The sequence below is a fragment of the Microcoleus sp. BR0-C5 genome (assembly GCF_036705045.1).
GTDB lineage: Bacteria > Cyanobacteriota > Cyanobacteriia > Cyanobacteriales > Microcoleaceae > Microcoleus.
In genome coordinates, this window is sequence record NZ_JAUBTR010000103.1 from 1 (window position 1) to 18,334 (window position 18,334).

16 protein-coding genes are annotated in these 18,334 nt (G+C 47.1%); 5 read left to right on the forward strand and 11 right to left on the reverse strand.

Going from position 1 to position 18,334, the window contains the following annotated elements; genetic code table 11:
- Positions 1–170: 170 nt before the first annotated feature.
- The 6 genes from QUB08_RS29065 to rfaE2 form a co-directional block, all read right to left on the reverse strand.
- Complete coding sequence (locus QUB08_RS29065) at positions 171–1,754, reverse strand: ATP-binding protein (RefSeq protein WP_333229393.1); 1,584 nt, start codon at positions 1,752–1,754, stop codon at positions 171–173.
- On the reverse strand, positions 1,751–2,770 hold the full coding sequence (locus QUB08_RS29070; protein ID WP_333229395.1) for an ATP-binding SpoIIE family protein phosphatase: 1,020 nt from the start codon (positions 2,768–2,770) through the stop codon (positions 1,751–1,753). Before QUB08_RS29070 ends, QUB08_RS29065 begins: the two co-directional genes overlap by 4 nt.
- Positions 2,771–3,129: 359 nt before the next feature.
- Entirely contained in the window at positions 3,130–3,528 is a 399-nt protein-coding gene (locus QUB08_RS29075; protein ID WP_333210020.1) for an anti-sigma regulatory factor, read from the reverse strand.
- Between the two features lie 264 nt (positions 3,529–3,792).
- The gene (locus QUB08_RS29080; RefSeq protein WP_333081356.1) at positions 3,793–4,170 is read right to left on the reverse strand and encodes an STAS domain-containing protein; all 378 of its coding nucleotides are present in this window, start codon (positions 4,168–4,170) and stop codon (positions 3,793–3,795) included.
- A 55-nt stretch (positions 4,171–4,225) separates the two neighbouring features.
- Positions 4,226–5,095, reverse strand: coding sequence for an STAS domain-containing protein (locus QUB08_RS29085; protein ID WP_333229397.1), 870 nt, complete (start codon positions 5,093–5,095; stop codon positions 4,226–4,228).
- Positions 5,096–5,212: 117 nt separating this feature from the next.
- On the reverse strand, positions 5,213–5,716 hold the full coding sequence (rfaE2, locus tag QUB08_RS29090; protein ID WP_333229398.1) for a D-glycero-beta-D-manno-heptose 1-phosphate adenylyltransferase: 504 nt from the start codon (positions 5,714–5,716) through the stop codon (positions 5,213–5,215).
- 475 nt (positions 5,717–6,191) lie between these two features.
- Between rfaE2 and QUB08_RS29095 the strand changes: the two genes are divergently transcribed.
- The 3 genes from QUB08_RS29095 to QUB08_RS29105 all read left to right on the forward strand — a co-directional run bounded on the left by QUB08_RS29095 (position 6,192) and on the right by QUB08_RS29105 (position 8,339).
- A complete protein-coding gene (locus tag QUB08_RS29095) occupies positions 6,192–6,332 on the forward strand; it encodes a hypothetical protein (RefSeq protein WP_333229400.1) in 141 nt (46 codons plus the stop codon).
- A 172-nt stretch (positions 6,333–6,504) separates the two neighbouring features.
- Positions 6,505–7,335, forward strand: coding sequence for a hormogonium polysaccharide biosynthesis protein HpsJ (hpsJ-B, locus tag QUB08_RS29100; RefSeq protein ID WP_333148063.1), 831 nt, complete (start codon positions 6,505–6,507; stop codon positions 7,333–7,335).
- An 86-nt stretch (positions 7,336–7,421) separates the two neighbouring features.
- Positions 7,422–8,339, forward strand: coding sequence for a glycosyltransferase family 2 protein (locus QUB08_RS29105; RefSeq protein WP_333229402.1), 918 nt, complete (start codon positions 7,422–7,424; stop codon positions 8,337–8,339).
- 383 nt (positions 8,340–8,722) lie between these two features.
- Here QUB08_RS29105 and glgB read toward each other — a convergent pair whose 3' ends face one another.
- The 4 genes from glgB to QUB08_RS29125 all read right to left on the reverse strand — a co-directional run bounded on the left by glgB (position 8,723) and on the right by QUB08_RS29125 (position 14,074).
- On the reverse strand, positions 8,723–11,017 hold the full coding sequence (gene glgB / locus QUB08_RS29110) for a 1,4-alpha-glucan branching enzyme (protein WP_333229404.1): 2,295 nt from the start codon (positions 11,015–11,017) through the stop codon (positions 8,723–8,725).
- A 233-nt stretch (positions 11,018–11,250) separates the two neighbouring features.
- Positions 11,251–12,684, reverse strand: a complete 1,434-nt coding sequence (locus tag QUB08_RS29115) for a transposase (RefSeq protein ID WP_333229406.1) — start codon at positions 12,682–12,684, stop codon at positions 11,251–11,253.
- A 706-nt stretch (positions 12,685–13,390) separates the two neighbouring features.
- On the reverse strand, positions 13,391–13,648 hold the full coding sequence (locus QUB08_RS29120) for a hypothetical protein (protein WP_333229408.1): 258 nt from the start codon (positions 13,646–13,648) through the stop codon (positions 13,391–13,393).
- A 213-nt stretch (positions 13,649–13,861) separates the two neighbouring features.
- Positions 13,862–14,074, reverse strand: coding sequence for a serine protease (locus QUB08_RS29125; protein ID WP_333229410.1), 213 nt, complete (start codon positions 14,072–14,074; stop codon positions 13,862–13,864).
- A 337-nt stretch (positions 14,075–14,411) separates the two neighbouring features.
- On the opposite strand from QUB08_RS29125, the gene QUB08_RS29130 reads away from it, so the two are divergent.
- A complete protein-coding gene (locus QUB08_RS29130; protein ID WP_333229412.1) occupies positions 14,412–14,987 on the forward strand; it encodes a hypothetical protein in 576 nt (191 codons plus the stop codon).
- A gap of 296 nt (positions 14,988–15,283) precedes the next feature.
- Complete coding sequence (locus tag QUB08_RS29135; RefSeq protein ID WP_333229413.1) at positions 15,284–17,212, forward strand: penicillin-binding protein 2; 1,929 nt, start codon at positions 15,284–15,286, stop codon at positions 17,210–17,212.
- 551 nt (positions 17,213–17,763) lie between these two features.
- Here the strand turns inward: QUB08_RS29135 and QUB08_RS29140 are convergent.
- Positions 17,764–18,264: a transcriptional regulator gene (locus QUB08_RS29140; protein ID WP_333229415.1), complete on the reverse strand. Its 501-nt coding sequence runs from the start codon at positions 18,262–18,264 to the stop codon at positions 17,764–17,766.
- Positions 18,265–18,334 lie beyond the last annotated feature (70 nt).

Here is an 18,334-nt window from a genome sequence, read left to right on the forward strand (position 1 = left end):
GCACAGATATTTTTCCTACAGTGAAGGTATGAAAATCCTTAGTCATCAAAGCCAGAACTGCGGAATGTGGGTTAGAATTGAAGCATTGACCCCACGGAGGAATCCGGGGGCTTGTATCCTGGATGCTTTCGGTCAGTATCATAATGTCGATAAAAATTGCGATCGGTTGCTCAAAGAGCCGCCGATCGCAATTTTGCCGCACCGTGGGTGTTTATATCGCAGTACAAGGAATTTCTGCCAGCAAATTTTTCAGCAAATACCGAAAAACTATCTTCATCCTCCCCAATCAAAACTTTGGCTGCTGAATCCGCCGCTGGCGATCGCCCGGAACCCCGCAAGCTACGAGAATTTGCGCTTGTCAGCGGTATTTCATCTGCCTTAGCAGGGGACATTTCCAAAGGGTTTTCTTCCTCTCCCGGATACAGAATTGGCAGTGTGACAAAAAAAGTCGAACCCACTCCGGGTGAACTTGTTATTTCAATACTTCCCCCTAGAAATTCCGCCAGTTTTTTGCACAGAGACAATCCCAATCCCGTGCCTTTGACGCCCTTCTGCAAGGGGTTTTCGAGTTGGACAAATTCTTCAAAAATCCGCCTTTGGTCGGCTGGGGGAATGCCGATGCCCGTATCTGCTACTGAAAAAGTAACTGTTCCCTCCTCTCCTATTTCCGCAGCAACTCGAACTTCACCTGCTTCGGTAAATTTGAGGGCATTAGAAATCAGATTTCGCAAAATCTGAGAAACTTTTCCCTCGTCATTTGTGAGGATTGGAAGTTCTAGAGGATCTTCAAAAATTATAGAAACGGCAGAGTTTTGGGGAAGCAGGGGGCGCATCATTCCTCGCAGGGCGCTGAACAAATCTTCGACTTCAAAATCAGCCAAGCGAACAGTTAGTTTTCCGGCTTCGACTTTGGCTAAATCTAACGAGTCGTTGACAAGTTCTGCGAGAGACTCGGCAGATTTGTAAATGTAATTTACTTGCTTGTCCTGTTCGGCGGAAAGTTCTCCGTCGAGGCGATTTAACAATATTTCGGAAAGGCTCATAATTGCCGTTAGCGGAGTGCGAAACTCGTGGCTCATATTGGAGAGAAAGCTCGTCTTGAGTTCGCTGGCGCGCCGGAGAGATTCGGCTTTATCGTTCAATTCAGCGTAAAGTGCCAGGACTCCGCGATTGGTATCTTCTAGTTGTTGATTTAATTGTACGAGTTCTTCTTGACGCTGGCGGAGTTCGTCTAAAGTGCGTAGTAATTCTTGATTTTGTTGCTGAATTTCGGCATAGGGATCTTCGGGAATTTGGCGCGCTAGTTTGTCAACTAATTGATTTAGTTCGATCGCACTCAGCGCCGGCATATTTTTGGAAAACTGTTTAATTAATTGTACAGCCGTTCCGCGATCGGGCCGAGAGTCGATTTTCACTTCGTCCATCAACCGTTTCGCTGCTGCTAAACCGAGTCCCGCGCCGGTTTGCGATCGAAAATTGGGGCTTAACACAGCCGGTAAATCAGCAATTCCCGGCCCCGTGTCGGAAATCCGAGTCCGAAAAATTTGGGGCGATTCCCCTTCTACAATGAATTCTACTTTGCCACCGCCTGCATATTTGAAAGCATTGCGGGCAATTTCGGAAACTGCTGTGGCGATGCGAGTTTGTACTTGGGAATCGAATCCCAGCCCTTTAGCAATTTGGCGAGCTCTTTGGCGTACTTGTACGATGTCTTGTTCAAAACGGACTTCCGTCGTCAGGATTGGATAACTCACGCTGCTTCTCTCACCTTGGCTACTATAACTGTCATGTCATCGCGAGTGCGTTTGAAGTCCCGGTAGAGCACGGCTGCGATTAAAGCAGGATGTCTGGAGGCTAAACCCGGGTAGCGGTTTAAATTCCACTGCCCCGCCAAACCGTCGGAGTGCATGATGAGTAGGGACTGCTGCGACCAAGGATAGACAAATTCTGCTACTTTTCGCATCATATGTCCAACTGTGCCGTTGTAGGAAACCATGCTACGGCTTTGGTTATCTGTGACAACTACACCGCTGATGTTGCCAATTCCGGCAAAACAAACTGTTTGTTGGGTACGATCGATTTGGGCGATCGCCGCAGCCGCTCCTCTGGTATTTTTTAAAGCAGCGTGCGCCTTCTCTAAAATTGCTTTCGGCCCGAGTTTGGCGTTTTCCTCAAATACCCGCACTGCTTCCTGAGACGCTTCCTGGGCCAAATCCCCGTAGCCGAGCCCGTCTGCAACTAAAATCAGGTTTTTCTCACAGTGATTTTCTGCCGCCCAGGAATCGCCGCAAATTTGCTCTCCTGCTTTCGGTAAGTGGACGGCCCCAAATTCCAAGTAATTGCTGTTTTGGGATGCTTCCCGGCTATTTTGGGTCGGTTCCAGCCGCGCTAATAAGGCTGTCCCCTGTTTTGGTACAGAATGAATATCAAAAAAAGTAGAGAGGCGTTTAATTGCCCCCAGTCCAGTTCCAGGGCTTCCCGCTGTAGAAAAACCGTCCCGCATACACAGCGCGACATTTGCCATTCCTTGCCCCCGGTCTAGCGCTACTATTTCAATGCTATATCCTGCCGCTGTTTTTAATGTTCGCAGCAAAAGTTCTCCTTCGCGGGCGTGCTTGACCAGGTTTTTTGCTGCTTCCGTGGTAACAATTGCCACTTTACCGCGATCGGTATCGTTAAATTCGACTTCGGCCGCCAGGGCGACTGCGATTCGCCGCGCTTCTCCGACTTGACTTTCTTCTGTTACGGGCAAGGCTACGGCATCTATCATTTTTTATCAGTTCTCATAATGAAATCCTCCATACGCCAACCCTCTCCGGGTATGGTGTGGGATTCCAAGAATCACTTCTTGGCTTTGCTGGTTACTCTTTATACCAATTTAAAAAATAATACAACTATACGCAAGCTCCAAACCCCGATCGTCCTCAGTCAATCGATTTTAGATTTTAGATTTTAGATTTTAGATTTTAGAATTGAAGCATTGAACCCACGGATAAATTCGGGGGCTCCTTTATCGGATACAGGTTTTTTATTTCTGGACGGATGAATTCGGTGGCTTGTATCCTGGATGCTTTCACTCCTTCCCAATGCTGTAATCTAAAATCTCAACTCTCACATCGTATTACTTACTCACCGCCAGCGGACGATCGCAATTTTAGTCCCCTTACCCACTTTGGAAACAATCTCAAATTCGTGCATCAACCGCTTAGAACCACTGAGCCCCAAACCCAAACCCTGATTAGAAGTATAACCGTCAGTCATAGCCAATTCGATGTCTGGAATTCCCGGCCCCTTGTCTTCAAATATCAGCCGTAGCCCTTTGCGGGTGCCTAATTGCAGTGTTTCGAGAGTTACAGTTCCCCCTTTGCCGTACTCTACAGTATTACGGGCGAGTTCGCTGGCTGCGGTAACGATTTTAGTTTGGTCTAGTAAACCGAATCCCATTGCTACAGCCCAAGTTCGCACTTGCTGTCGGACGTGGACTATATCGGATGACGATCGGATTTCTAGTGTCTCACGTTTTGACATGGCGGCTACTGTACCAAAATAGAACTTCTCCCCAAAATATAGGACTTACGATCATCAACTTAGTTTCTCTTAATAGGACTTACGCACTTACTACGATTTTCTCTCAAAAGAGAAGATTGTGCAGGAATCTCAAACCCTTGAGTTAACCCCCTTGAGTGCGTAAGCCCTGTCCTAAGAAATCTTCGGTTTGTCAAGAAGGTATCTACAAACAAACTAGGTTTCTTGACTGCCTGTGCCTCAGTCAGGGGACAATTAATCGACTGCTTAAGCTTGCTCGTCAAGAGACAAACCCAAGGATTTTCTTAACAAAATCATGCCCTTTTCAACGCTTAAAGCTGTGCGAACTCCTGTCAGGGAAAGCCCCAACTCAACGAGCGTAATAGCAACGGCTGGCTGCATACCGACCACAACTGTCTCCGCATCTAAAATTCGCGACATACTAGCGATATTGTTGATAATTCTACCGATAAAAGAATCAACGATTTCTAGGGAAGAAATTTCTATTAAAACACCTTTTACACCTGTTTTGACGATGCGGTTCGTCAGGTCATCTTGCAGCGTCATTGCTAAGCGATCGTGCATATCTACTTGAATTGTTACTAGCAAAAATTCTCCCATTTGAAGGATCGGTATTCGTTCCACAAATTCACCTATGTGTTAAGCTTTACTTGAATTTTCATCTCAGACTGCAATATGTTTATCTTTCCTCTTTAAGATTTTTTATAGTTAAACCTTGGCGCTGCAATGCGACTTTAAAAGCATCTGCTAAAGTAGCTTTTGTGAGAATATCCTGCAAGTCAACTCCCAAGTGAACTATGGTTTGAGCTATTTGCGGGCGAATGCCACTGATGATGCACTCAGTACCCATTAAACGGGCGGCTGCTACAGTTTTTAATAAATGTTGAGCAACTAAAGTGTCAACAGTCGGCACGCCTGTAATGTCTAAAATCGCAAATTCTGAGCCACTTTCCATGATTTCCTGCAACAGAGTTTCCATTACTATTTGAGTGCGGGCACTGTCGAGAGTCCCGATCATGGGTAAAGCGAGAATGCCTTGCCAAAGTTTGACTACGGGTGTTGACAATTCAAGCATTTCTTGCTGCTGGCGTTCGATGACTTCTTCGCGAGCTTTGAGAAAAATTTCTGTCACCCAAAGACCAAGCTGGTCTAATAAACTGGTGGAAAGCCAAAGTTGTTCGACAAGTGCGTCGCGGTTTTCTGTTAGTTCATGACACAGCCGATCGAACAATGGCTTTTTGAAGCATAAAATGAAACTCGCTATCTCTGAGGGAGTAAAGCCTCTCTGAACGCGCGATCGCGAAACTTCTGCTAGCAGCACCCGCATATTTTCCCATTCGGGTGTCTGGATGTCGCTAAAGTTACCCTGCCCGACTGCAATGTGGAGCAATTGCAAGAACTCTTGACACTCGGAGCGCAATTCTTTGGCTCTCATCAAGTCGTCCCGCCGCAGCCCGGTATTTTGCAGTTCTTTGAGCCAGTCTGCTAGTAACTCTGCTTTGTGTCTTTGTAGGATTTCCGCGATCGTGTTATTGCTTGTGAGTTCCATTAAAATTATCTCCTGCTTAGCAATTGGGATGAAGTTGTACGAGCGAGCGCACCAAGCGTGTTTTTTGATGGGGCAACTTCTGAGTTTAGCTCACTGTTTGCTGTTTGCGATCGAGGGTTAAGTACCTAATTGTAAAATGCGTTTGACGATCGCACTGGTAGAACTCGGAACTTCTATTTCGATCAAGGAAATCTTGCCACCTCCGCCGATAACTGCCGGTGCTTCCGGCAGAGTTTCGACTTGATAGTCGCCTCCTTTAACGTATATATCCGGCTTCAGGATATTTATCAGTTTAGTTGCTGTAATTTCGGAAAAAATTACTACGGCGTCTACTGGTTTGAGGGCTGCTAACACTTCGGCTCGCTGATTTTCCGGTATGATCGGGCGGGGTGGCAATCCCGGCTGCTGCGGTTTGATAGCTTGCACGCTGGCGTCGCTATTCAATCCCACCACCAGCGATCGCCCCAAATTTTTTGCCGCCTGCAAATAGCGGACGTGACCGCAGTGCAGGATATCGAAGCACCCGTTAGTAAACACGATCGGACGCCACTTGTCCGGATCGGATGCGATCGATCTTTCAAGTTCTCTCAACGTATAAACATCAGAAATCATTGCAGTCATTACCACCCAATTTGAACAGATATCAAAATTATCCTACCAAAAAATGTGATGCTTTGCACTTTCGTTATTAAAAAATATATCAGTCCATTTTCCCACTAATTAATAGTTGCTGTTAAGCAACTATTAATTAGTAACGGGTAACTGTTTAGACAGAATAAATAAGTAAAAATTACCGAGATTGAAGCAGATTTTGAAAACATAATTTTTAGGTAAAAAACAGCTAGTCTTTTATCGGTAACTTCCATATCCTGCTGCTGGTAATTGGAGGTGAAAAAGGTTGGTAAACAATTATTTATTCCCGCCCTCTCTTATATCAATTACTATAAGACAAGGGATGAGAGTTCCACCGCATCGGGCAGGCGATCGGGGAGTGAGATCCCTAGGGGGTGAAACCCTACGAAACGCGCTCCTCCTGTGTCTATTATTTCTGGCACGGCCACGCGAGCGAAAGCTAGTTAAAACCAGGAACCCCAGTGTGCAGAGCTCATCTTTACGCTGGATTCGTCAGACTATAGAAGAAGCCAGCAGTTGCTTGCAGCAGTTTCTGGGCGCAATCTTGACCAAGCTTTACAGCCACCCCAGAAGCGTACAGCCTCCTGTGTCCAACTCTGCATAGCTGTGCAGAAACTCGACCTTTTGGGTCGCAACCGCAGCCTGTGAAAACCCAGAGGAAAGTCGAGTTCGGTACCCGAAGCAGCTATTTTGGTGGAAAATAGCTTAACTCCTTCAACAAAATCCACTCAACTACCCCCTTGAATCTAAAGGTGTAGAATTATCTAACACGAATTATGAAAGCAAGTAATAGCCGTCAATTTTCTTCAGTAGCTGCTCGAACTCTCAAAGTAGTCGGGATTATCTTAATTCTCTCTGCTTTGCTTGACTGCATTGTTCTGTCGCTGCCGGGAGAAACTTCAGACCTTCTCAATCGAGGCTGGCAGTTGACTGCTGCAACTCAGATAGTTGACAAGGGCATTATTCCTTTGATCGGTATCGCCCTCCTGATGACTGGCTTTTGGGTGGACAGCAGCAGTGGAGTCTCTATTGAGCGACGCAACGTTTGGCTGGACTTGCGATTCTGGGCGCTGTTGATTTCCAGCTTGTTAGGTCTAGTTTACCTATCTCTGGTTCCCGTTCACCTCAACAATACTCGTTTGGAACTCAAGGATGCTCTGGCTCAAGTCGATCAAGAAGCGGGACAAGCGGAAGGTCAACTTGAGGCACAACTTAAAAGCCCTCAATTTAAAGCTCAGGTAGAACAGCTCAAAAGCGAGCGTCGCAGCCAGATAGGGGCGCTGCTGCAAGACGACGGGAAGCTGCAACAAGCACTCAAGAGTCCAGAGGTTCCCAAGGAATTGAAAGCTGTGCTTGAGGAGTCGAAAAATGACCCGAAAGCCCTCGACAAGTTCCTCGAACAGCAAGCTCAATCACTTCCCACTCAAGCTCGCAACGAGATTCGCACCCGCAAGCAACAAAAAGAGAAAGAGTTAAGAACTCGATCGAGAAATTCGAGTTTGCAGACGGGAATCAACAGTTTGCTGTTAGCGATAGGCTACATTACTGTTGGTTGGACGGGATTGAGAAGTATGGGAATTCTGCGGTTCGGCCGCCGCAAAAATTGACCGGCGCTGGCAGGGATAGCGCTGGTCGAGACATCCCTGAGAAATAGTTTGTTTACCCAATAGTTTGCCCTTACTGAAAGCTGGGAATGTTCTCAATTTATATTCTGACTTACAACGAAGAGATTGATATCGCCGCTTGCATTGAATCGGCACTGCTTTGTGACGATATCATTGTAGTTGATTCTTTCAGCACCGATCGCACCCTTGAGATTGTTCAGAACTATGCCGTGCAAACTGTACAGCACCGCTTTGAAACTCACGGACGCCAGCGGACTTGGATGCTCCAAGAAGTCCCGTGCAAGTACGAATGGGTTTACATCCTCGAAGCTGACGAGCGGATGACGCCTGCACTGTTTGCTGAATGCTTAAAGGCGATCGAAAGTCAAGAATATATCGGCTATTACGTAGCTGAAAAAGTAATATTTATGGAGCGCTGGATTCGCCGCAGCACTCAATATCCCCGCTATCAAATGCGCCTCTTTCGCAAAGACAGAGTGTGGTTTACTGACTACGGTCACACTGAACGCGAAGTCTGCAACGGGCCTACTCACTTTTTGAAGGAAACTTACCCTCACTATACTTGCAGCAAAGGTCTTTCCCGCTGGATTGAAAAGCACAACCGCTACTCGACTGACGAGGCGGCTGAAACTCTCCGTCAATTAGAAGCAGGTCAAGTAAATTGGTGGGGTTTATTGTTTGGCGCGTCGGAGGTGGAAAGGCGTCGCGCTTTGAAAGATTTTTCTTTGCGCTTGCCTTTGCGGCCTGTGGTGCGCTTTTTCTATATGTATATTTTACTCGGCGGATTTCTTGACGGCCAAGCGGGATTGGCTTGGTGCACACTGCAAGCTTTTTATGAATATCTAATTTTGCTGAAAGTTTGGGAAATGAAGCATCTACCACTGCCAGCTTTAGAGGTAACGACAGAACAATCTCTTTCGGAAGTAGTAACAGTTGAGCCGTCAAAAGTTTCTTATAATCTTGGCGCTTCCGATACTAGAAATTAAAAATTGGTAAGAGGTAAGCTCGCCTAGCGGTAGTATTTGGAACTTATACCCTCGCGGTTCCCCCGCCGATCGGACTCGAGGGGTAGCCTAAGTATTTAGAAGAGTTATTATATCCTTTCCGTGTGCATCGAAATTATTCATCTCTCTCTTCTTTGAATCTGCGATCTCTGCGTACTCTGCGGTTAAATCATTCCGATGCAACCGGAATTAATATTAAACTCCTTAAATCCGAAGAAAGCGAATCCGTTGCAGAACTTCCTTTTTTCGCAACAACAAAACAGAAAAAACCCGGTTTGTCCAAGAAACCGGGTTTCTAAATACCCTCAAATTTTTAGGTTTAATAAAGTTTTGATGTTTAACTCAAAACTCTCATGACTCACAACTTAAAACTCTTGAGATTTTGCTGTTGTTTTTTCCCGATCGAGCTTTAAAATCAACACCCCCAAAGGTGGCAAACACAAGTCGATCGAATAAGCACTGTTGTGGAACCACCACTCCTCAGTCCACTTGCCCCCCAAATTCCCCATATTGCTACCGCCGTATTCCCGCGCGTCGCTGTTAAACAACTCCGTATAGAAACCTGGTTCCGGCACTCCTACGCGATAGTGAGAGTGCGGCTGCGGCGTAAAATTGCACACCGTCACCACAAACTCGTCGCCATCCTTCTCTCGGCGCACAAATGCCACGACGCTGTGTCGATTGTCGCTGCAATCAATCCACTCAAACCCATCCTCAGCAAAATCTTGACTGTAAAGTGCCGTTTCGCTGCGGTACAAATGGTTCAAATCCTTAAAAAACAGCTTCAACTTTTGGTGCGGCTCGAATTGCAGCAACTGCCACTGCAAATCCCCCCAAACGTTCCACTCGTGCCACTGGCCGAACTCCATCCCCATAAAGATCGTTTTCTTTCCGGGATGAGCAAACATAAAAGTAAACAAACACCGCACGTTGGCAAACTTTTGCCATTCGTCCCCTGGCATTTTCCCGATGATGTGGGCTTTGCCGTGCACTACTTCATCGTGGGACAAAGCCAGCATGAAATTCTCGCTGTGGTTGTACCACATACTGAAAGTTATGTTGTTCTGGTGGAACTGGCGGAACCACGGGTCCATGTGGTAATAGTCGAGCATATCGTGCATCCAACCCATGTTCCACTTCAGGTTGAAGCCCAAACCGCCTACATAGGTCGGCCAAGAGACCATCGGCCAAGAGGTAGATTCTTCGGCGATCGACAGCGCACCTGGGAAATAGCTAAAAATGACGTGATTCGCCTGACGCAGAAAATCTGCCGCCTCGATATTTTCCCGTCCCCCGTACTGGTTGGTCAGCCATTCTCCCGGTTCGCGGCAGTAATCCAAATAAAGCATCGAGGCCACCGCATCTACGCGAATCCCGTCGATGTGGTACTTGTCAAACCAGAACAGAGCGTTTGATACTAGGAAATTCCGCACTTCGTTGCGACCGTAGTTAAATACTAGGGTTCCCCACTCTTTGTGTTCGCCCTTGCGGGGGTCGGCGTGTTCGTACAAGTGAGTTCCATCAAAGAAAGCCAAGCCGTGGCCGTCTTTGGGGAAATGTCCTGGTACCCAGTCCACCAGTACGCCAATGCCGTTGGCGTGGCACTGGTCAACAAAATACATGAAATCTTCAGGTGTGCCGTAGCGGGAAGTTGGGGCGAAATAACCGGTGACTTGATAGCCCCAAGAACCGTCGAAAGGATGTTCGGCGATGGGCAGCATTTCGATGTGGGTGAATCCCAAATCTTTGACGTAGGGTATCAGCCGATCGGCTAATTCCCGGTAAGTCAGAAAGCGCGCCCCAGGATTGAGTTCCGAAACCTGCACGGCGGGTTGTATTTCCCCATTTGGTAGCACGGCGGGTTCGTCAGTAGCGGCGTGCAGCCAAGAACCGATGTGGCATTCGTAAACCGAAATCGGCTGCGTCAGTGGGTCTGTGTGCCGCCGCTTTTCGATCCAAGCGCTGTCGTGCCAAGTGTAGGTATCTAAGTCCGTGACAATTGATGCTGTTTTCGGCCGCACTTCTTGCTGGAAACCATAAGGATCGGACTTTTCGTAGGGATGTCCGTCTTGGTTTTTCACTTCGTATTTGTAGGAAGTTCCCACGGATAGTCCCGGAATAAATAATTCCCAGATGCCGTTTTGCGATTTCCGCATTTGATGTTTGCGGCCATCCCAATAGTTGAAATCTCCTAAAACAGAGACATTGCGGGCATTCGGGGCCCAAACGGCAAAATATACTCCTGTGATGCCGTCTACTTCGGTGAGGTGCGCCCCTAGCTTTTCGTAAATCCGGTGGTGGTTGCCTTCTGAGAATAGGTGCTGGTCGAATTCTGTGAGTTTGGGCGATCGAAAGGCGTAGGGATCGTAGATGAAGCGCTCGTGTTCCCCTTCTTTGACCCGCAATTGATAGTTTGCTAGTTCTGGGGTGTCGATCGTACATTCAAAAAAGTGAGGGTGATGCTCTGATTTCATTGAGTATTCAGCCCTGGCCTCCGGCAAAACTACCGATACCGCATCCGCATTCGGCAGATAAGCTCGGACGACCCAGACTTTTTTGCCATTTTCTTCGATCGCATGAGGGCCTAGCACTTCAAATGGATCGTGGTGCTGATTCCAAACAATGCGGTCAATCTGTTCAAAGGGGACGGTCGCGGGCATAAAACTACTTACCTCAATCTTTTAACTAAATGGCTTTCAAAACCTAGAGCGGCGCTGCACTTTACATTTCGATACATTTTTGATTGCTGATCCTACCACTGATTAGCACGATCTTGACTGCTGCAGATCCAGCGCGCGTCCTTGCACACACTGCAGGCTGTTGCCTTGCCGACGGCCGAGCTGGGGTTTTACTGCTAACATCTAAGTATAGAAATAGTGAACGAACCTGACGGTCAACTGAGTACAGTTAGACCGCAGGCTTCTTTTTCCTTTTTTTCAAAGGCTTTTTTGAGTGACGGAGTTCCCCCGCCACTTTCGTAACTTAGACCAATTCTCTTTATAAGCTTAGCTGAGTTTTTATCTCGATCCAAAGATTCTCCGCATTGACAAGAATGCCAGCGCTCCGACAATTCTTTCGGTACTTTGTTGAGGCAATTCCAGCAATGTTGAGAAGTTCCTCTTGGAGAGACAAACAAAATGCTTTTACCCAATTTCCAGGCGACATATTTTAGGACGCTGGCGAATTGCCCATGAGCAGCATCAAGCATGGATTTATTCAAGCCACTTTTAGCTGACTGACCGTTCGGCAAATAAACCAAATTACCATTCTCAATATCAGTCTTGGGCTTGGCCCGTCTAGTTAATTTTTTGACACTCAAGTCTTCAACAACTAAAACCTCACATTTACCGAATAGCTCATGTGCAGTTTTAAACTGAAAATCTAATCGGGATCTAGCTACAAACTGATGAAGTTGGGAAATCTTGTCCTTGATAATCTTCCAAGGCTTAGAACCCTTGACTCTATTAGCTAACTTCGCTTGAAGTTTTGCCAATTTCTGGGCCGACTTCCTCAAAAACCTAGGATTCTCAACTCTCTCGCCATTGGAAAGATAGACGTAATTAGTGATTCCCATATCGATGCCAACAGTATTTTCGACCGTCGGTTGAATTTCTGCAACCGTTACGGGAACTGTTTTATCTTCTAGCGTCAGGGAGATATACCACCCATCAGCTTCTCTGATAACTGTTCCCGTCTTAACTGTGAACCTTGTTGGTATTGGACGGTGGAAAACCATAGGTACTTGACCTATTTTTGCGAGGTCAATACAAATCCTATTTTGCTCGTCCTTGACAATATCAAGATTGTCTAGTTGAGGATAAGTGAAAGATTTGTAGTAATGAAGCCCTTTGAATCTGGGCTTGCCTCTACGATTGCCATTTTTATCGGGCGTGATAAAATTTGAAAAGGAAGTTTCCACTCTGTTGACGACATCTTGCAAAACCTGAGAATCCAACACTTTATAATCAGGAAATAGCTTTTTTGTGTTTTTCAGGTCAGCCAGTTGTATGGTTTGCCACTGTACATATCCGCCTTCAATGTTCGATAAAACGTCACCTTTCCTGGTCAAAGGATTGCCTGACTCATCCTTTTTTCTACCATCCCTAGTTTGCACTCTCGTCAAAGGAATATTTTGATAAATTTCCTCAATCGGGACTATCGAAACAATCAAGGGGCAGGCGTTGATAGGTGTTCTCGTGGCTGACCACCACCTAAATCTATCGCCAAGTCGGTAGTTGTACTGCCGACGACAGAGCTCTAGGTGAGCCACCATCGTTGTTAGTTGGGCTTTTGTGGGTTTGAGGCGGTATTTGTAAGTGAGTTGCATTTTTTAACTTTCTTTTTTCGACCTTTGCATAGTATAGTTTGTGTATGTCCAAAATGCCACACCAAAGATTACCATTTCAACACTTAGGAAGTACATCGAAAATCAAGATACTTCCGAAGATTAATTCATAGTGGCTAAGTCTAATTGTCGGTTTCCGTCCCTCCACCCGACGCTTCTTTCCATCACGCGGGCGTAATTTATTCGGGGTACTTCGCACAGCGCTCAGATGTGTCCCCTCTAAATATACCGAGGGACTTCCCGGCTGGTAGTTAAAACAAATTGAAAAATTTATATGTTTTCCCAAATATCCTTGACTTATTTTTTTATATGTGATAGGGGATATTTTTAAACTCTTGTCGATTTGCCACTCCCGGAGGGTCAACCCTGTAAGTGTTGGGGAGCAGTTAATAGTTTACCTGGAATTTTCAGGCAGGGAGCATCGCCCGATCGGTAGAATTTCACATCCCGGAGGCTGGGTTTCCCCACAAAGCCCGTGAAGTTGGGCAATACGCTCAAACAGCGAAGGATGCTTAACTCGGTATTGAGGAATCAAAGCTAAAGCACTCAGCAGGGCGACAGCAGCAAGCAATATCTGCCATGCTCAAGGCATCGCCTACCAAAAAACTAGCACCATCCTACCAGCGACGGTGCAATAGGTTTAAAGCAGCACTCAGGCGCAACTGGAGCGAGTTTTGCCGAGGCAGGGTTAATACCGAACTGGCGCGATGCCAATTGAATCACTAAACTGGCTCAAAACAGACGGGTCGATTTGCTTGCCCGCATCGGCGCGAAACTCGTAGTCAACAAATCGAGTACCAATGCCGATGATTTCATCGAGCCAGTCTTCGATCATCCAAGCCTCAGCTTGCCTCCGGCTGATATTCAGTTGAGACACCAGCACTGGCAATGTTCTCAAACATCCTGTCACAGGCTTGAGTTTCAAAACCCGCAGGCCGGGAGTCAAATTTTATATTTGAAAGGGAATGCTCTTGTAACGCAGCGAATCAGCGGACTTTGCTGCTCTAAGGGGACTTACTGAACTTTAGTAGTAAAAGCAGCAGAGAATCACTACCACCCAACTTGAGACCTAGACCGATGAGATGAAAAAATGCGAGGAGCGAACCATTTTTCACCCCCAGGCTAGGCTCGTTGGGAACCAACTCCGGGATAGCCCTAGTTAGGGAGTCTTTTTAGGAGCAGGGGCAGGGGTAGTAGTTGCACCAGCCCCTGGAGTGGCTTTTGGAGATGCAGAAGAAGCAGGGGGAGTAGTAGTGCCAGTGCCGCCCGGAGAGGGGCTAGGGGAGCTGGGGGTGGTGGCATCACCTCCGCAAGCGCCGAGGGCTACTGCCAAGCCCAGGACCAAAGTCAAACGAATTAATCCCTTGTTCATAAAAACTCCTTAACATTGAAAACCCATCGCAAGGAAGGGAATAGTGTACTTGAGAAACAATGCTGGCACGAATAGCTCAACGATTCGCTCGTTGATTACAATACTGCATTTATTCATAAATTTCACATAGATTATCGCTAACCAGCAAAGATTTCTTTTTTTTGGCAAATCCTGAAGTCCAAGAGACCAGTGGTAGGATGGGTTGGTTGGCTTGTGAGGTATCCTTGGTAAGGATAACCGATCGAACGCAGATAGCCACCACTGGCGATCTGGGAGACAAAAAACTCTTAACCTCAATCAAGCTGAAGCTACCCCACTTTACGTATTGGTGAACTTTATGACCGCTGCTATCAGATCCCCCGATTCTCCTCGCTCCCGATCGACCCGCAAGCCCGCTGCTGGCGCTGCCAAAAGCAAAGTTACTTCTATTGCCAAAGCTAGGCGGGCGAAGACAGGGCCGGTATTGCCCAACTACTCACCAGCAGACGAACAGGCGATTGCTCGATCGTCCGCATCGGTGCTGAAAGTCTTGCCCAATCGCCAGCAGCAGCCAGTGTGGTTGCGCTCGCTCCTGCAGGCACAGCGCGCCTCCTCAGTGGTAGCAGTTATGCTTTTGGGCGGTGCTCTGAGTCTCTACGGCTTGACAGTTTACGGCGAGCAGCGCTGGAGTCAGGAGTATCAAAAACTGGAAACTCTGCGCCTCCGGGAACAGCAATTGAGTGCTTCTAGCGAAGTCTTGAAACACCAACTTGCTAAAGAAGCCCAAAATCCCGAAACCGGTTTGGCTCCGCAGAATCCTGGGGACACGATTTTCTTGCAGCCTGCCCCTGAAACTCGATCGCCCGTTGCGGCACCAAATTCTGAGCCCGCTCTCCTGAATCGAGCCGGTGTGGAAACACCGCTGGGCTATTAAACCTGTGTCAAAGCGGAGAGCGCCCTCCGGGCATGAGTGTCCGAGGGCCTGAGAATTTGAGGCTCTAATTTCCTTTTTGACTTTGAATGCAAGTCGCGATCAATTTTCAGCTTCCCACCGGAAGTTACAGATTAAAAATAATTAAGACCACTTCAAAAAACAGAATGCAACTTTAGGTGCGATCCAAACCCTGATAGGGACTGCTCATTCCCAAGTCGTGAATTTTATATTTTAAGATTTAAGTTATAAATTATCAATTCTACAACGCTCTAACTTGCTATTGAATTTTTAATGCCATGAGCTACGACCCCCGTTTTGACCGCTACAGATCGCCGAATTTCAAACGCACAAAACAGGCGGGCGATTCCCTACGGGATAGCTTCGCCGCGCGTACTGGGTGGGAAAAATCAGCCAAACCTAGAGATTCCGGCAGTTTCGGCCGATCGCCACAACAGACGGCTGCATCTTGGGGGCGACCGGTGGAGCGTTTAAAGCGCAGCAAGTTCCGTTTGTGGGCGGTGTGGGCGGTGTTGATGCTGGGGGGGCTGGGGCTGGCTGTGAATTTGTTTTATTTGCAGGTGACGCGAGCTCCGGCGCTGCGTAAACAGGCCGAGCAGCAGCAAACTCTCAAAACGAAGCCGTTTGTACCGAGACGCCCGATAGTTGACCGCGCAGGAAATGTTTTGGCGATCGACAGACAGGTGTACACGCTCTACGCTCACCCGAAGTTGTTTAACCACTCGAAGGCGGAAATTGCGGCTAAATTGGCTCCGATGCTGGCGATCGAACTGACTCCGGGCACTACGTCGGAAACTGAATTGATACGTAGGTTTAATCTTGCTGAAAGCGGTATTACAATTGCGGAGTCTCTACCTCAAGAGGTTGCCGATCGCGTCGCTGGGATGCAAATTAAAGAGAGTCTGGTGGATGGCTTGGAGTTGCTGCGTCAGCAGCAGCGTTTTTACCCGCAGCAGGAGTTGGCGGCGGATATCCTCGGTTATGTGGACGGGGAACGGAAGGGACAAGCCGGGGTGGAATACAGCCAGCAGAATTTGTTGGAACGATCGATGCCGTCGATTCAGTTTAGCAGGTCGAGCAATGGGAATTGGGTTCCCGATCGGCTGACGGCGGGATTTGTGCAGCTTGATGACTTGAAATTGCAATTGACGATCGACAGTCGCTTGCAGAGGGCGGCCCGAATTGCGCTTAAGGAAAAAATGAAGCAACACGATGCGAAGCGGGGCACAGTGATTGTGATGGATGCCCGTAACGGGGAATTGCTGTCAGTTGTCGCGGAACCTTCTTATGACCCGAATCAATATTTTAATTTCGATTTGTCGCGCTATAAAAATTGGGCTGTAACTGATGTTTATGAGCCTGGTTCGACTTTTAAAGCGATTAATGTGGCGATCGCTCTGGAAGCGGGTGCGGTGAAACCTAATACTGTGTTTAACGATGAAGGTCGGATTTACATGAATCCCTGGACTATCCAAAATTCCGATTACCAAAGAGCTGGAGCGCGTGGCCCTTCGACTGTTACTGAGATTTTGAAACATTCTAGTAATGTGGGGATGGTGCACATCATGAGAACCATGAAACCTTCTCTTTACTATCAAGCTTTAGAAAAACTAGGACTAGGACAAACAGCAGGAACTGATTTGCCTTTTGAAGTAAGCAGTCAACTTAAAAATCGAGAGCAATTTATTAACTCTCCGGTGGAAGTTGCTACTACGGCTTTTGGGCAAGGTTTTTCGATTACTCCGATGCAGTTGGTGCAGCTTAACGGCGCTTTGGCTAATGGTGGCAAGTTGGTGACTCCTCACGTTGTGCGGGGACTTTTTGATAGGGAAGGTGAAGCTTATTGGAAGCTTCCGAGGGCGGTTCCAAAGCAGGTTTTTTCGCCGGAAACTACTAAGCAGGTGTTAGAAATGATGGAAACTGTGGTGGATGGCGGTACGGGGAAAGCTGCACAAATTCCTGGGTATCGGATTGCTGGAAAAACGGGCACGGCTCAAAAAGCTAATGCTGGTGGGGGTTATTCTAAGAACGCGATTATTACTAGCTTTGTGGGGATAATCCCTGTGGAGGCTCCTCGGTATGTGGTGCTGGCGGTGATTGATGAGCCTAATGAGGGTTCTTCCGGGGGTACGGTGGCGGCGCCGATTGTGGAGTCGGTGATGGAGGCGCTGATTTCTATTGAGAAAATTGCGCCGAGTAAGAAGTAGTTGATTATACAGCATATTCGGTCGTTGATGTGGTACAGTAGCCGCTATATTTATGTTGTGTGATTTTAATATGTAGGGTGCGGATCTGCGACCTTTTAAATAGAACTTGCAGATTGACGGGTGGCGACGCACCTTACTTAGGAATGAGAATTAAATAACTTCCACTCTTGAAAGTGGGATGGGCGTCCCGCCTGTCCAAAAAGGACGGGCGGGACGCCCATCCCACAATAACAATTAAAATTGTAAGTTATTTAATTCGCGATCCTTACTACAAGATTGTGTGTACTTCATGAACCTGGAAGAGGCTGTATCTGAGATGTTGCACCATTCTCAATAAGCCTTTTATGAACAGGCTTTTCTGCCTGTTCCACAAGAAAATTCACTCTTTGCGGAACAGGGCGAAAAGCCTGTTAACCGAGAATGGTGCTCTGGGCGTGAGTTAGATCGGAGATATTGCGTCAAGAATTGACATCGAATATAAGTATCGACAACAAGGCTATTGACGACGCGGTAATGCCGTTTCCCTACCCCCAAAATAATTCATCGCCGTGTTAGTAACAATATCTTCCGTCTTTAGCTGTGCGTTGTCTTTGAGAGATGCGCTTATGTCCTAAAATAGTAGAGATTATGACACACCGTTCACTATTTTTTAAATGGGGATGGAATAGTGTTATTCTCCCTTTTGCTTGTAGGTTTGTTTGGCCGCACTCGTCGGTACTGTTATAAACAGCGCAACCTCTGAAGTTGAACATGGCTCGCCGAATTGTTTTGTTTCCTGTGGCTTTGTTGTTTTCATTGACGTTGAGCAATGTTGTTTCCGATTCTCCTTTGTCGTTTATGGCTGTATGTATTTGAATTTGCGGTTCTAGGCTTTTCCATTGAGTGGCTGCTACTTGACCGGGGGGAATGTCGGCTGGATGGACTGCTACTTGTACGTTTTCTCCTACTTGTTTGAAGCTGGCTTGCCATGAAATTTTGTCGCGTTTGGCGTTGCTGCGGGCAAGTTCCATTGCCCAATAAGCTCGATCGAGCGATAGCTTTAAACCCCACATTCCGCAGGTCTTTAAATAGAATTGATGGTTATAAAATTTAAAAATTCAAGCCTGAAGAGATTACTGGGTA

Bases quoted from the DNA above. Each gene is read 5' to 3' on its own strand.
- QUB08_RS29070 (WP_333229395.1), bottom strand. From the start codon at position 2,770: ATGATAGATGCCGTAGCCTTGCCCGTAACAGAAGAAAGTCAAGTCGGA.
- QUB08_RS29130 (WP_333229412.1), top strand. From the start codon at position 14,412: ATGACCGCTGCTATCAGATCCCCCGATTCTCCTCGCTCCCGATCGACC.
- QUB08_RS29135 (WP_333229413.1), top strand. From the start codon at position 15,284: ATGAGCTACGACCCCCGTTTTGACCGCTACAGATCGCCGAATTTCAAA.
- QUB08_RS29115 (WP_333229406.1), bottom strand. From the start codon at position 12,684: ATGCAACTCACTTACAAATACCGCCTCAAACCCACAAAAGCCCAACTA.
- QUB08_RS29140 (WP_333229415.1), bottom strand. From the start codon at position 18,264: ATGTGGGGTTTAAAGCTATCGCTCGATCGAGCTTATTGGGCAATGGAA.
- QUB08_RS29085 (WP_333229397.1), bottom strand. From the start codon at position 5,095: ATGGAACTCACAAGCAATAACACGATCGCGGAAATCCTACAAAGACAC.
- QUB08_RS29105 (WP_333229402.1), top strand. From the start codon at position 7,422: ATGTTCTCAATTTATATTCTGACTTACAACGAAGAGATTGATATCGCC.
- QUB08_RS29125 (WP_333229410.1), bottom strand. From the start codon at position 14,074: ATGAACAAGGGATTAATTCGTTTGACTTTGGTCCTGGGCTTGGCAGTA.
- glgB (WP_333229404.1), bottom strand. From the start codon at position 11,017: ATGCCCGCGACCGTCCCCTTTGAACAGATTGACCGCATTGTTTGGAAT.
- rfaE2 (WP_333229398.1), bottom strand. From the start codon at position 5,716: ATGACTGCAATGATTTCTGATGTTTATACGTTGAGAGAACTTGAAAGA.
- hpsJ-B (WP_333148063.1), top strand. From the start codon at position 6,505: ATGAAAGCAAGTAATAGCCGTCAATTTTCTTCAGTAGCTGCTCGAACT.
- QUB08_RS29075 (WP_333210020.1), bottom strand. From the start codon at position 3,528: ATGTCAAAACGTGAGACACTAGAAATCCGATCGTCATCCGATATAGTC.